This window comes from Streptomyces albireticuli (genome assembly GCF_002192455.1).
Taxonomy (GTDB): Bacteria; Actinomycetota; Actinomycetes; order Streptomycetales; family Streptomycetaceae; genus Streptomyces; species Streptomyces albireticuli_B.
Map to the genome: position 1 here is coordinate 7,007,757 of NZ_CP021744.1, position 13,854 is coordinate 7,021,610.

Annotated in this window: 9 protein-coding genes and 1 pseudogene; 5 read left to right on the forward strand and 5 right to left on the reverse strand. The window is 73.5% G+C overall.

Annotated elements, in window-relative coordinates:
• Positions 1-44 precede the first annotated feature (44 nt).
• The 3 genes from SMD11_RS30215 to SMD11_RS30225 all read right to left on the reverse strand — a co-directional run bounded on the left by SMD11_RS30215 (position 45) and on the right by SMD11_RS30225 (position 5,720).
• Entirely contained in the window at positions 45-821 is a 777-nt protein-coding gene (locus SMD11_RS30215) for an alpha/beta fold hydrolase (protein ID WP_087929462.1), read from the reverse strand.
• Positions 822-886: 65 nt separating this feature from the next.
• A complete protein-coding gene (locus tag SMD11_RS30220; RefSeq protein ID WP_087929463.1) occupies positions 887-2,107 on the reverse strand; it encodes a hypothetical protein in 1,221 nt (406 codons plus the stop codon).
• 49 nt (positions 2,108-2,156) lie between these two features.
• Positions 2,157-5,720: a CHAT domain-containing protein gene (locus tag SMD11_RS30225; RefSeq protein ID WP_159395393.1), complete on the reverse strand. Its 3,564-nt coding sequence runs from the start codon at positions 5,718-5,720 to the stop codon at positions 2,157-2,159.
• Between the two features lie 403 nt (positions 5,721-6,123).
• On the opposite strand from SMD11_RS30225, the gene SMD11_RS30230 reads away from it, so the two are divergent.
• The 3 genes from SMD11_RS30230 (at position 6,124) to SMD11_RS30240 (ending at position 10,230) form a co-directional block, all read left to right on the forward strand.
• Complete coding sequence (locus SMD11_RS30230; protein WP_234366494.1) at positions 6,124-7,098, forward strand: FG-GAP repeat domain-containing protein; 975 nt, start codon at positions 6,124-6,126, stop codon at positions 7,096-7,098.
• A gap of 206 nt (positions 7,099-7,304) precedes the next feature.
• Positions 7,305-8,141, forward strand: a complete 837-nt coding sequence (locus SMD11_RS30235) for a 3-hydroxybutyrate dehydrogenase (RefSeq protein ID WP_087929466.1) — start codon at positions 7,305-7,307, stop codon at positions 8,139-8,141.
• A 121-nt stretch (positions 8,142-8,262) separates the two neighbouring features.
• Positions 8,263-10,230, forward strand: coding sequence for a helix-turn-helix domain-containing protein (locus SMD11_RS30240; protein WP_087929467.1), 1,968 nt, complete (start codon positions 8,263-8,265; stop codon positions 10,228-10,230).
• Here SMD11_RS30240 and SMD11_RS30245 read toward each other — a convergent pair.
• A complete protein-coding gene (locus SMD11_RS30245) occupies positions 10,210-11,583 on the reverse strand; it encodes an MFS transporter (protein WP_087929468.1) in 1,374 nt (457 codons plus the stop codon). The genes SMD11_RS30240 and SMD11_RS30245 overlap by 21 nt on opposite strands.
• A gap of 392 nt (positions 11,584-11,975) precedes the next feature.
• Between SMD11_RS30245 and SMD11_RS30250 the strand changes: the two genes are divergently transcribed.
• Both SMD11_RS30250 and SMD11_RS35065 read left to right on the forward strand, forming a co-directional pair.
• Positions 11,976-12,134 (forward strand): hypothetical protein, encoded by a 159-nt coding sequence (locus SMD11_RS30250; RefSeq protein ID WP_199843985.1) that lies wholly within the window; start codon positions 11,976-11,978, stop codon positions 12,132-12,134.
• 60 nt (positions 12,135-12,194) lie between these two features.
• Positions 12,195-12,305: pseudogene (locus SMD11_RS35065) on the forward strand (IS5/IS1182 family transposase); the annotation flags it as partial.
• A 76-nt stretch (positions 12,306-12,381) separates the two neighbouring features.
• On the opposite strand, the gene SMD11_RS30255 reads toward SMD11_RS35065, so the two are convergent.
• Complete coding sequence (locus SMD11_RS30255; protein WP_087929469.1) at positions 12,382-13,683, reverse strand: NucA/NucB deoxyribonuclease domain-containing protein; 1,302 nt, start codon at positions 13,681-13,683, stop codon at positions 12,382-12,384.
• Between the last annotated feature and the right edge of the window lie 171 nt (positions 13,684-13,854).

Consider the following 13,854-nt stretch of genomic DNA (forward strand, 5'->3'; position numbering starts at 1 on the left):
GTCACATCCGGACACGGGGTCCGCCGAGGTGCCGGGCGCCCCGCTCACCGCACCTTGTCGCACACCTCCAGCACCAGCCCGGCGACCGTCTCCGGGGCGCGCAGCATCGGCAGATGGTCGCAGCCGGGCAGCCGCACCAGCCGGCAGCCCGGGATGCGGGCGGCCATCTCCTCGTTGCACCGGACGACCTCGGGCTGGTCCAGCTCCCCGAGCGCCAGCACACACGGCGTGGCCAGCTCGCCGAGCCGGTCGAAGGAGGGCGGATCGGGCACCTGATGGGGGTAGTTCGAGAACCACGCGGGGACGGCCGCCCGCACCTGCGCGGCCGCCACGGTGTCGTCGCCCGTGCCGGCCGCCGCCCAGGTGCGCATCGCCAGGGCCACCAGGCCGTCGACGTCCCCCGCCTCGGCCAGCCTCTCGATCTCGGTCGTCAGCGCGGCCGAGGCGAGCCCCGGGTAGCCGGTGACACCCGGACACAGCAGCACGAGCGCGGCGACCCGTTCCGGGTGACCGAGCGCGAGGCTCACCGCCGTGACGCCGCCCATGCTGGAGCCCACCAGCACGGCCCGGTCCACCTCGAAGCGGTCGAGGACCGCGATCAGGTCCTCGACCAGCGAATACGCGGCCGTGGGCGCCGGGGACCGCCCGTAGCCCCGGGTGTCGTAGCGGATCACCCGGTGCCGGTGCGCGAAGCGCGGGACGACCGGGTCCCAGAGGGCGGAGTCACCGATCCCGGGATGCAGCAGGACCAGCGGCGGGCCGTCTCCTCCGGAGTCGTCCGCCCACACCTCGCCGCCCTTGACCGACACCATGAGTTCCATGGCACAAGTCTGCGCGCGGCGCTCATAGGGCCACCAGGGCGGACGGGGGGCCGGGCGCGCCCGCTTCACGCCGGTGGCAGCATCGCGGCGCGGATGGCGTGGGCCAGTTCCGGCAGGTCCCAGTAGACGGAGTGGGTCCACAGCCCCGCGGACGCGGAGTGCGCGAGGGGCACGTCGACCGGGGGAGTGCCGTCGTCGAGCGTGAAGACGCGGGAGGCGGCGAAGGCCAGCACGTCGAGCGGCTGCCACAGGTTCGTCCAGCGGGCGAGGGACGGCGGCAGCGGGACGGGCCCGCCGCCCGCGTAGGCGGGGAGGCGGCCGCCGCGCGGGTCGCAGAGGTGGAAGTACGCGGCCTGGGAACCGAAGGTGAGCAGGGACGACGTCCACAGCGGCGCCCGCGCCGTGGCCATGTCCACCGCGATCACCCCGCCGAGGCTGTGCGCCACGACGCGCACCGGGCGCTCGGGGCCGCTCCCCAGCGCGGGGTCGACCTCGGCGATCCGCTCCCGTACGCGGGCGTGGATGCGCTCGCGGTGGCGCTGGTACACCAGTACGTCGCCCAGGAACCGGGTGGTGCCCGGCCCGAAGCGGGTGCGCAGCCCGTGGTTGACCCTCCCGGCGAGCGCCTGCATCGCGGCGCCGGCCACCCGGTCCAGGTCCGCGAGCCTGCGCCGCACCAGGCCGCGCAGGCCGTCGGACCCGGGACCCGGGCCACGCAGGCCGTCCCAGGAAGGGTCCGTCTCCTGGGCGGCGGCGTCGGTGACGGCGCGGGCGACGGCCGTACCCGCCTCCCTCAGGAGCACCGGGTCGTCGGTGAGCGACAGCCAGCGCGTCGAGGGCCAGGCTTCGGCGAGCGCGGCCAGCACGTGTTCGCCGTCCGGCCCGCCCGGGTCCGCGGGGCCGCCGCGGAGCCCGGAGTCCTCGGCGCGGTCCAGGCCCTCGCGGACCGCGTCCCGTACGGGCTCGGGCAGGCCCCCGGTACGCGCCGGCCCGGTCCCGCCCGGTGGATCGGACGGCGCGGACAGCGCGGCCAGCAAGTCCTCGGGCGACGCGCCGGCCGGCTCGTGTGCCGGGACCGGCCCGGATCCGGGAGCGTCCCGGAGCCCGCCGGCCCGGTGCGGGAGCGCCAGGTCCACGAAGCGGTCGTCCGCGCCGAGGTCACCCCAGTGGACCGGCACCAGCTCCATGTCCCCGCCCACGGCGGCCCGTACGGCGGCGACCGTCGCGGCGAACGCCCGCGCGTCGCGGTTGCCGACGCCGTGGATGACGAAAACCGGCTCGCTCATGCCTCTCCCGCTCTCTCGATCGCTGCTGTCGTCGTTCTCGTGGTCGTTCTCATGGTGTGGAGGCCCGGGCGGCCGGGCTCCCGTACATGGCGTAGGCCAGCCAGGTCGGGTCCCCGCCCTGGTCGCGGATGGCCCGGCGGGCGTTCAGCGAGGCCTGGCCCAGCGTCTGGCCGTCGGTGAGCAGATGGTCGTAGAAGGCGCCGGCGAACGTCAGGGCGGAGTCCGAGCGCACCGGCCACAGGGTGCCCACGAACGCCCCGGCCCCGGCCTTGAGGAACTGCGGCGCCCAGCCCATGCCGGAGGAGAACCAGTCGATCTGCCCGGCGCTCCGGCACGCGTTGAAGAACACCAGCGGATGGGTGGCGCGCAGCGCGCCGGACTGGGTGGCGTAGGCGAGGTCGACCGGGTCGAAGGGCCCGTCCGCCATCGCGACATGGGAGCCGCCGCTGGTGAAGGCGTTGTGGCAGGCGAAGTGCAGCAGCCCCGTCAGCCCCTTGTCGATCAGCGTGCTCACGGCGGCGCCGTGCGTCAGGGTCCCGCCGTAGGCCACGGCGGAACCCAGCCTGGCCCGGAGGGCCGCCACCTCGCGCTCCGCCTCGGGCGGCGAACCCGGCGGCACGACGAACGCCGCGCGCGACAGGGACAGCTCGCGGACCCTGTCCTGCCCGAAGACCCGCCGCACCACCGGCAGCCACTCCGCGAGGAAACCCTCGCCCTCCCGCCCGCCGTCCAGCGGATACAGCAGCTCCCAGGGCACGACGTCGTGCTCGCCGAGCACGGTCAGCGCGGTGACCCGCCCGGCCTCGTCCCAGAACTGCCGCCGCACCGCGTCGGGCACGGCACTGGCCCACAGCTGCACCCCCAGATTGCGCAGCCGCCGGCGCGCCCGGTCCGTGTCGAGCCCACCGCCGGGCCCGGCCGCGGCGGCCGTGCGCCGCAGCTCGTCGTAGATCCGCTCCGTCGCGCCGCGGGAGTCCCCGGCCAGGAGCCGGAAGGACTCGGGCGCGTACGCGGTCTCGCCGAGGAGCTGGAAGCTGTACGAGCCGTCCGCCTCCTTGTGGACCTGGAGGCTCACCTCGCCCGGGTCGAACGCGGTGCTGAGCGGGGCGCCGTGGGCCGGCCCGTCCCGGGCGGGCGTACCGGGCCGCACGGAGATCTGGAGCCGCAGCTCGCCGAGGAGCGACCCGCCGCGGAAGGCCCGTACGGTCACGGCGTGGAGCCCGGGGGCCGTGGTCCGCAGCCCGAAGTGCAGGACGTCCGAGTCCCGGCCGGGCAGGACGGTCAGCTCCTGCTGGAGGTCGCCCAGCGCCTGGAGACCCGGGGCGTGCACGGTGACGAGCAGCCGGGCGCCCCCGGCCGGGATCGCGAACGGCCGCAGCGGCACGCCCTCTTCCGTGGTGCCCCGCGTGACCTGCACGTGCAGGGGGACCTCCCGGCCGGGCGGGGCCTGCTCGGCCAGCTGGGCGGTGAGGCGGCGGGGCTCGTCGGGTTCCACACGTTCCGCGGATTGCGCGGGCTGCGCGGGTTGCGCGGCCGGGGACGCGGCGAAGGGTGTGCCGCGGGGCCGGGCGCCCGGCGGCTTGTGCCGAGGGGCGGGTGTCGCCGACGGCTGCCGCCAGGGGGACAGACGCTCGGCGCTCACGGCCGCTTCGGCGGGCACGGGCACCCCCGCCAGGTGCTCCTGGAGCCGGGCGTGCCGGAACTGGTAGGTGGCGCCGGCCCGCCGGAGCACACCGAGGCGGTGGGCGTCGGCGAGGAAGGACCGGAGCCGCCACGGCAGCCGGCCGCGCGCGGCGAGCACGCCCCGGGACAGGAGGGAGGACGGCCAGAGCGAGGAGGCCGACGCCAGGACGGCACAGAACAGACCGAGGGACAGGAGGCCCGGCCCCGGGTCGGCCAGGGCGTCCGGCGCGCAGAACGCCCAGACGGCCCCGGTCACGCCCACCAGCGCGGCGGCACCGGCGCCGCGGACGAGGGCGACGCGCCGCCCGCTCCGGAGGGACGCCCGGGGCCATGCGCCGCCGGCCCATGGGCGGCGCCGCCGACTGTGGGGGAACACCTGCGGGCCCGCGACCCTGCGGTAATACCCTCCCACCGAGACCCGGTGGTACCCCTGTCGTACCGCGCCGCCGGAGCGACGCCGTCGTACCGCGGCCCACGCGTACCACAGGGAGACCAGGGAAGCGGCGAGGACGACGCCCCACCACGCCTTTTCGAGAGGTGTGCCCGACCCGCCGGTTCCCGGGAGCGTCCGCCACGCCAGCCACGGTGCCAGACCCGCGAACACCACGGACGCGGTCCACGCCAGGGCCCGGATCCACCGTCCGCCCGCCGGCCGGACCGGCCGGCGCGACTCCCACCAGACCGCGCCTCCCGCCCTCGGCTGGTCACGGAGGCGGCGGGCCAGGTAGGCGAGGTAATGCCGGGCCTTCTCCGGGTCCCACCCCGGCCGGTGGGGGACCTGGTGCTCGGGACGCGCGAAGGCCGCCGGGACGAACCGGGCGAGGAGGTGCTCCTCGACGGCGGCGACGCTGGGGAAACGGGCGGGGTCGGCGAGCTCGGCGGGGTCGGTGCCGGGGTGGGCGTAGACGGTCGCCGCGAGGGACACCGTCAAAGGGCTCGTCAGAGCGCGGGCCACCGGCCCGACGGGGTGGTGTCGCACATGCTCGGCGATGGCCGTCCAGCGCCATCCGCCCCATCCGTCCCGGCCGGGCGGGGTGGCCCGGCGCAGCATGCCGAGCGCCTCGTCGAGAGGGACGGGGGCGGGCCCGATCACCGTGACGCCCGCCAGTGGTGCCGTCGCGGCCGTGAGGCTGTCGTACTCACGGGTGCGGCAGGTGATGACCAGAGGGGCGTCCCCGGGAAAGTCCGTCCGCAGCGCGAGCAACGCCGAAAGCTGTGCTTGGAGCGGGAGCTCGTCCAGGCCGTCGAGGACGGGCAGCACCTGTCCGCTGTCCAGAAGGGTCCGCGCGATGAGGGGCCCGTACGACCGGGAGCGGGTCAGGCCCGGGTGGGCGGTGGCGATCCCGTCGTACAGCCAGCCCCGCAGGCTGGTGTGCGAGGGGTCGAAGGAGGCGAGCGGCAGCAGGACGGGGACGGGCTCGCCGCTCCCCGCCTCCCGGCCTTCGAGCAGTGCCAGCGAGAGCAGTTGGGCGAAGGTCGACTTGCCCGAGCCCGGCGGGCCGACGACCACGAGCCGTGGTGCCTCCATGCGGCGGAAGACGGTGGCCAGGTCGTCCAGCTGGTTCGAGCGGAAGACCGGCGGTCCGCTCCCCGCGCCGGGGCGGGAGGGCGACGAGGGCGCTCCCGCCACCGGTGACCACACCACGGGCAGCGCCGATTCGTACAGCCGCCGGAGCAGCGTCTCCTCCTCGTATTCCCTGCGGAGCCGCCGGGCGAGTTCCTCCGCCGCGTCGTGCCGCGTGCCGGCCGGCCGCCGGAGCGTGGCGGAGAGTGTCCCGGCGGGCCATGCCGCCGCCAGCGCGGTCGCCAGCAGCGTGAGGGCGCTGACGACGCCGAGGATCACGGCGCCCGCGAGGAGCGACGGATCGCTCAGCCACCACAGTGCCAGGGCCGCGGCCGACAGCACGCCGCCCATGAGGACTCGCAACACCCGGTGCCGCCGCACCCGCTCCACCCCGTCTCGTCGAACACGCCCGCCCCGTACGCCCGCTGACACGCCCGGGCACCCGGGGCAACGATCCCTCGGTACCGCCGGTCACGTTCAGGGCAAGGCGCAGTTCCAGGCAGAGTGCCGGACGGGGCGGGCGCGCGCCAATGGCCCGGATGGGGCGGTGCGTTGAAGTCCGCCCCCACACTTGCCGCCATCTCCTTGCATTTGAAGGAAAGTCAACGATGTGGATCTTGAACGTTGGGCGGGAATCGGTCCTTCAACCGTGGATTCCGGCCGTCGGTGAGGCGCCCGATCCCCGGGGTACGGAGGGGCCCCTAGCATCGGTCGGGCTTCCCGGGAACTTCTCGGGAGCATGTGTCAGGGAGGCATTCCTGTGCGCACCATGAAGGCCATCGCCGCACTCGCCCCGGTCGTCCTGGGGGCGATCCTCGCCGCCCCTGGCGGCGCCGTCGCCGCCGGTCAGGATCACCCGCAGGGCAAGGCGACGACGTCCCAGGCGGGCGCCGCGGCGTTCCGTAACTTCATCCTGCAAACCGGTACGGCGCTCCACGAGACCGACGACACCTTCGCCACCGCGACCGCCGACTGGGACCGTGACGGCCGTCCCGACCTGGTGGCGGTGAAGAAGAGCAGAACCGGCACGAACAGCACGGAGGTGCACGTCCTCTCCGGGGCGAGCAACTTCCAGCGGTTCGTGCTCCAGACCGGCACCGCGCTCCACGAGACCGACGGGACCTTCGACTTCGCGCTGGCGGACTGGGACCGTGACGGCCGTCCCGACCTGGTGGCGATCAAGAAGAGCCGGACGGGCACCAACAGCACGGAGGTGCACATCCTCTCCGGTGCCAGCAACTTCCAGCGCTTCATATTCCAGAGCGGTACAGCACTCCATGAAACCGACGGGACCTTCGACTTCGCGGCCGCCGACTGGGACCGTGACGGCCGTCCCGATCTGGTGGCGGTGAAGAAGAGCCGGACCGGTACCAACAGCACGGAGGTGCACGTCCTGTCGGGCGGCAGCGGGTTCCAGCGGTTCGCCCTTCAGACCGGCACGGCGTTGCACGAGACCGACGACACCTTCGACTTCGCGGCCGCCGACTGGGACCGCGACGGCCGTCCCGATCTGGTGGCGATCAAGAAGAGCCGGACCGGTACCAACAGCACCGAGGTGCACGTCCTGTCGGGCGGCAGTGGCTTCCAGCGGTTCGCCCTTCAGACCGGCACGGCGCTCCACGAGACCGACAACACCTTCGAGTTCTCCGTCGCCGACTGGAACCGCGACGGCCGCCAGGACCTGGTGGCGGTGAAGAAGAGCCGGACGGGCACCAACAGCACCGAGGTGCACATCCTCGGCTGACCGGACGGAACCCCCGCACGCCGGCGGTGACCGGCGTGCACCGGAGCAGACCTCGGCTCTTCCCGCGGCCCCTTCCCGGCTCGCCCGCCGCGGGGAGAGCCCTCCGCCGTACCCGGCACACATGTCGGCACCCGCCATACGACCGGCGCGTCCTGTGGGGCCGTGACCCATCGGCCCGCCGCGGGCCGCGCGCCTAGGGTGCGGGCATGACCACCCCCACCGGCCCCACCACCCCGCCCCCCTCGCCCTCCGCCCCTTTTCCCGCCCCGGCCTCCTGCCCGTCCCCGGGCCTCCAGGGCCGTACCGCCCTTGTCACCGGCGCCGCCGGCGGCATAGGCGCGGCCTGCGCCCTCCGGCTCGCCGCCGCGGGAGCGCGCGTCCGGGCCCTGGACCGTGACGAGCCCGGTCTCGCGCGGGTCGCGGCCCGGGCGGAGTGCCTGGCCGGCACCGTCGAGCCCGTCGCCCTCGACCTCACGGACCTCGACGCGGCCGAACGGGCCGCGGCCGGCACCGACATCCTCGTCAACAACGCCGGCATCCAGTGCGTACGCCCCATCGAGGACTTCCCGCCCGACGTCTTCCACAATGTCCTCACGCTCATGCTGGAGGCGCCCTTCCGCCTGCTCAGGGGCGCGCTGCCGCACATGTACGAGCGGGGCTGGGGCCGCGTCGTCAACATCTCCTCCGTGCACGGGCTGCGCGCCTCGCCCTACAAGTCCGCCTACGTCGCCGCGAAGCACGGCCTCGAAGGGCTGTCCAAGACCGCCGCCCTCGAAGGCGCCGGCCACGGGGTCACCTCCAACTGCGTGAGCCCGGGTTACGTGCGTACGCCCCTGGTCGAGCGGCAGCTCGCGGAGCAGGCGGCGGCCCACTCGCTGCCCGTGGAACGCGTGCTCGGCGAGGTGCTGCTGGCCGACTCGGCGCACAAGCGGCTCGTCGAGCCGGAAGAGGTGGCGGAGGCCGTCGCCTACCTCTGCGGTCCGCACGCCTCCTTCATCACCGGGACCAGCCTCGTCATGGACGGCGGCTGGACGGCGCACTGAGGGCTCCTGTCCCAGGGGCCACCGCGGACCCCACGAACTCCCGGGAAAGTATGTGGAAGCGGCATTCGGTGACGGGGATCCTGTGCCCATGTCCACACCTCCTGTGCCTCCTGTGCCTCCTATGTCCCAAGTGCCTCCAGCGTCTCCTGCGCCTCCGGTGTCTCCTGTGCCCGGAACCGACGACCGCACCGGCGACGGCCCCTTCGCCGCCTACCTCGCGCTCCTCGCGCACGGCGCCCCCGCCGAGGCGTACGAGCGTCCCGTGCTGCGCGCCCGCGCCGAGGGGGCGTCGCCGGACCTCCTCGCCGCCGTGGAGCACGCCAAGCTCCTCGCCCTGCGCGTCCGGGCCGAACTGGAGGACCGCAGACGGCGCGAGGCGGAACTGTCCGCCCTCTTCGCCACCGCCCACGACCTGGCGGGGCTGCGCGACCTCGACGCGGTCCTCCTCGCCATCGTGCGGCGCGCCCGCTCCTTGCTGGGCGCCGACGCGGCGTACCTCACGCTCAACGACCCGGCCGCGGGGGACACGTACATGCGGGTCACCGACGGCTCGGTGTCCGCCCGCTTCCAGCAGCTGCGGCTCGGGATGGGGGAGGGGCTGGGCGGGCTCGTGGCGCAGACGGCCCGCCCGTACGTCACCGAGAGCTATCTGGACGACCTCCGCTTCCAGCACACCCGGACCATCGACTCCGGGGTGCGGGACGAGGGGCTCGTCGCGATCCTCGGCGTCCCGCTGGAGCTCGGCAGCGGCGTCATCGGCGTCCTGTTCGCGGCCGACCGGCGGGCCAGGGTGTTCGACCGGCAGCAGATCGCCCTGCTCGCCTCCTTCGCGGCCCACGCGGCCGTGGCCATCGACACGGCCAACCTCCTCGCCGAGACCCGCTCGGCGCTCGCCGAGCTGGAGACGGCCAACGCCACCGCCCGCGACCGCAGTGCCACGATCGAACGCGCCGCCGGCATCCACGACAGGCTCACCGAACTCGTCCTGCGGGGCGGCGGCGTCCACGACGTGGCGCGGGCGGTCACCGAGGTCCTCGCCGGGCACGTCGAGTTCCTGGAGACCGAGGACTGCCCGGCGCCCGCCGTGGAACGCTCCCGCGCGGACGGGCGCGCCGTCCGCGACGACGACGGCTGGATCGCCGCCGTGTCCGCGGGCGGCGAGCTGCTGGGCGCCCTCCGGCTGCGCGGCCGGCCCCGCCTCGACCCGGTGGACCGGCGCACCCTGGAGCGGGCCGCGATGGTCACCTCGCTCCTGCGGCTCGCCTTCCGCTCGGCGGACGAGGCCGAGCAGCGCGTACGCGGCGAGCTCCTGGACGACCTGATCGACGCCCCCGACCGCGACCCCCGCCTCCTCCGCGAACGCGCCGCCCGGCTGCGCGCCGCACTCGACACGCCGCACCTCGTCCTCGCCGCCCGCACGGCGGACGAGCACGCCGACGCCCCGGCCGACCGCCGGCGCCTGTGGTCCGCCGCCTCCCACCTGGCCGCCACCCGGCACGGCCTGGCCGCCGCGCGCGACGGCGGCACCGTACTGCTCCTGCCCCACGGCCCGTACGACGACGCGACCCGCACGGCGCGGCACCTCGCCCAGCGCCTCGGCGCGGCCGTCCACGCCCCCGTCACGGTCGGCGCCGCCGGGCCCGTACCCGCTCCGGACAGCCACCCCGGAGCCGTCGCCACCGCCTACGCCGAGGCCCGCCGCTGCCTGGAGGCCCTGCGCGTCCTCGGGCGCGGCGGCGACGGCGCGGCCGCCGAGGACTTCGGCTTCCTGGGCCTGCTGCTGACCGGCGCCGCACACGGCCACGACGGGGCCCGCGTGGGGGAGTTCATCACCCGGACGATCGGCCCGGTCGTCGACTACGACACGCGGCGCGGCACCGCGCTCGTCCGCACCCTCGACGCCTACTTCGCCGGCGGGATGAGCCCGGCACGCACCAAGGACGCGTTGCACGTGCACGTCAACACGGTCGCGCAGCGGCTGGACCGGGTCGGCCGCCTGCTGGGCCCGGACTGGCAGACACCCGCCCGGGCCCTGGAGATCCAGCTGGCGCTGCGGCTGCACGGGCTGTCAACGGCGCTCGGTGACTGAGGAGCCGCCGCCGGTACGGGCGGGAGCCGCCCGGCCGGCGTCGTCGTCCGCCTCCCCGAGGTCGCGGTGCCGGGTCTCCTGGGCGCACACCACGGCCACGAGCGTCAGCACCGCGGCCGCGATGACGTACAGGGCGACCGGCGACCCGCTGTCGTACTCGGCGAGCAGCGCCGTGGCGATCAGCGGGGCCGGCGCCCCGGCGGCCACGGACGCGAACTGGGCCCCGATCGAGGCGCCCGAATACCGCATCCGTGTCGCGAACATCTCCGAGAAGAAGGCCGCCTGCGGCGCGTACATCGCACCGTGGAGGACCAGCCCGACCGTGACAGCGGTCACGAGCCCGCCGAAACTCCCGGAGTCCACGAGCGCGAAGAACGGGAACGCCCAGACGCCGACGCCCGCCGCGCCCACCATGTAGACGGGCCGGCGGCCGACCCGGTCCGACAGCGCGCCCCACGCGGGGATGACGGCGAAGTGCGCGGCGGAGCCGATCAGCACCGCGTTGAGGGCGGTCTGCTGGGCGAGGTGCCTCCGCTCGGTCGCGTAGACGAGGATGAAGGCGGTGATCACGTAGTAGCTGATGTTCTCGGCCATCCGGGCACCCATGGCGACGAGCACGTCGCGCCAGTGATCACGCAGCACGGCGACGAGCGGCGGCCGCTCGGCGACGCCCTCCTCCTGCTGCGCCTCGGCCCGGGCGAGCGCGGCCTTGAACACCGGCGACTCGTCGACGGACAACCGTATCCACAGACCCACCATCACCAGCACCCCGGACAACAGGAACGGCACCCGCCACCCCCACGCCTCGAAGTCCCCGTCCGACAGCACCCCCGTCAGCGCGGACAGCACCCCGGTGGCGAGCAACTGCCCGGCCGGCGCCCCGGTCTGCGGCCACGCCGCCCAGAACCCCCGCCGCCGGGCGTCCCCGTGCTCGGACACCAGCAACACGGCCCCACCCCACTCACCCCCCAACGCAAACCCCTGCACCAACCGCAACCCCGTCAGCAACACAGGCGCCAACACCCCCACGGCAGCATGCGTAGGCAACACCCCGATCCCGCACGTCGCACCCCCCATCATCAGCAGGCTCACCACCAACAACTTCTTCCGCCCGAGCCGATCCCCGAAATGCCCGAACACCAACGCCCCGACGGGCCGCGCGACAAAGCCCACGGCATAGGTCAGGAAGGAGAGCAGGGTGCCGACGAGCGGATCGGAGCCGGGGAAGAAGAGCTTGTTGAAGACGAGCGCGGCGGCGGATCCGTAGAGGAAGAAGTCGTACCACTCGACGGTGGTGCCGATGAGGCTCGCGACGACGATGCGGGGGAGCGAGTTGGGGGTGGCCATGGTCATCACTTCCGGGTGGGGGTGGGCGCGTCATTGCGTCGCCATACCGTAGGAAGTCGCAGGTTGGAGACCTATGTTGTGGGGGTCCACAGTTCGGGGGCGGGGTGTGAGGGTGGCAGCCATGCCGAGGAGTGAGGGGTGGCGTCAGGAGCCCAACTCGTATGCGGAAAGCCCAGAGAGCTCAAGAAATCGATTGCCCTGATTTGAGATTACTTGTTGATCGGTGCTGACTCCCGTGCTGATTTGGCGCTGACTACGGAGCGTTGAACTTCGACATTTGGCGACAGGCCGGGCGGTACGGAGGATGTGCCGGCCGGACGGTCGCGAGGGTTCCCAGGGGGTCCGCTCTGGGAGATCGTCCGCAGCACGCGAGGCGTCATGAAAACGGTGAGCAGGGCGTGGTGGAGATCGCCACGCGCAGCGCTGTGCGTGAGCGTCATTTGCAGGATCTGGTCGAGGCGAACATGGAGACGGTCCTCGGGGCGCGCTTCCTGGCGAGCGAATACAGCACCGGCGCCCGGCACCGCGGGCGGATCGACTCCCTAGGGCCTGTCTGATGGGCCGGTGACGAACCGAGGGGAGAACTCGTTCCCAGGCATGTGGGACGGGGAGATCTCAGTGATACGCAGGGGCGAATCGACTGGTCAATGGCGAGCGTGGACTCGACGATCTGCGGGGCCCGCCAACACGCTGCGGGTGCCCGTCACCGGGCCCTGACGGTACCGGGCGCACATGACCCGTCAGACGGAACCTGGCCGGCTCCTGGTCTGCCTCCCCGGGTGCCCGGGGAGGCAGATCCGCCGCCTACGCGTCGATGATGACCTCGAACGCCTCGCCCTGCATGATGCGGTCGGACGTCACCGCCCTCCCGAACTCGGAACCCGCAGCGGAGTTGTCCTTTTCGTCGACATGGGCCCGGATACAGGGCGCGTTGGGCGGGGTGCCCCGGTCGACGGTCACGTTCGCCACGTCCCACACCCCGCCGACCTCGCGCGGGGTGATGTCGATACACAGTTCACCCTCGTTGCCGCCCTGCGTCGACTTGGCGAACGGGTACTCGTCACACGAGTCGTTGGGGATGCCCGTGGCGCCCCGGGGGAACTTGTACTTCCCACGGTCACAGGTCAGGGCCCGCCTGTTCTTGGCCTCCGGGTCGAGCGGGTCAACATGCCACCGGTTCAGCAGGTGCCCGGGGGTGCCGAATTTGCCCGTGAGTTTCTTCTGCGCCCACTCGTAGGCGACGGCCGCCCCCTTGTAGAGCGACCGGTGGAGTGTCACGTTGGCCGTGTGCCCGTCGACAATGCATCCGGGCGGCGATCCGGCCTCCGGTGAGACCTTGTCGTCACAGCGCACCTTGGGGCCGGTCCAGTCCAGGAACCTGTTCACCGGCCTCCCACCGCCGTTGACGGTTTTAATGGTCCCGTTCACGTGGTAGGAGGGCTGGACGATCGTGTCGAAGCCCTTGCCGACCGACGAGCTGTAGGAGAGGCTTCCGTCCTCCCTGCCCTGGCCGTTCTTCAGGAGCACGGGCGCGCCGCCCCAGGCCGGTTCCCCCGCCGTGCACTGGCCGCTGCACGTGGCGCTCAGAGCCATCGTCACAGCGGCGATATTGGGCGTCATGTCAGTGACATAGATCCTGATGTCCTCCTTCCACTGTGCATTGGGCAGGGAGTTCATGGCCGCTGCGGCGAAGACCATGACATGGGCCTCACCGTTCACCTTGCTGTCCTCGCCAAGGGTCACGTACTCGGCCAGGTACCGGGTGCAGTACGCCTTGCGGTTCGAGGCGATGGGCTCGATGGGCTTGTTCGGGTCGGGGTCCATCTTGAGGCAGAGGTCCGCCCCCGGGTTGGCACGGGCCCCCCGGGGGGCTGCGGCGGGCACGGCGGCGAGGGCGGAGGCGGTGGCCGGTCCCGTCTTGACGCAGGTCCAGGCCATGCCCTCGCGCCGGAGGTCGCGCCCGGTTTCCGTACAGTCGCCGTGGCCCTGGGGGACTGTACGGCTCGTGGGCGGTTGGGCGGCGGCCGGTTGGGCGCCCACGGCGCACAGGGCTGCGGTGAGGGCGAGCGAGGCTATCGCTGCCAGGCCGCGTCTGACGTGTTTCAAGAGGTGGTCCCTTCCTCCGGTGGCCCGTTGCGGGCGCACCGAAGGCATGGAACCGGTCAACTCCCGTTCATGCCAACCGAGAACGCGACAGTTCGTGATCGTATTTGGCCAGTTGCGGTACAGACCTGCTGCCCCCGGCGGCGCTAGTTTCACTCACACTCACCTCACAGA

What these genes read in the sequence shown, in the direction of transcription:
- SMD11_RS30215 (WP_087929462.1), bottom strand. Translation starts at nt 821, where the DNA reads ATGGAACTCATGGTGTCGGTCAAGGGCGGCGAGGTGTGGGCGGACGAC.
- SMD11_RS30240 (WP_087929467.1), top strand. Translation starts at nt 8,263, where the DNA reads ATGTCCCAAGTGCCTCCAGCGTCTCCTGCGCCTCCGGTGTCTCCTGTG.
- SMD11_RS30230 (WP_234366494.1), top strand. Translation starts at nt 6,124, where the DNA reads ATGAAGGCCATCGCCGCACTCGCCCCGGTCGTCCTGGGGGCGATCCTC.
- SMD11_RS30220 (WP_087929463.1), bottom strand. Translation starts at nt 2,107, where the DNA reads ATGAGCGAGCCGGTTTTCGTCATCCACGGCGTCGGCAACCGCGACGCG.
- SMD11_RS30245 (WP_087929468.1), bottom strand. Translation starts at nt 11,583, where the DNA reads ATGACCATGGCCACCCCCAACTCGCTCCCCCGCATCGTCGTCGCGAGC.
- SMD11_RS30235 (WP_087929466.1), top strand. Translation starts at nt 7,305, where the DNA reads ATGACCACCCCCACCGGCCCCACCACCCCGCCCCCCTCGCCCTCCGCC.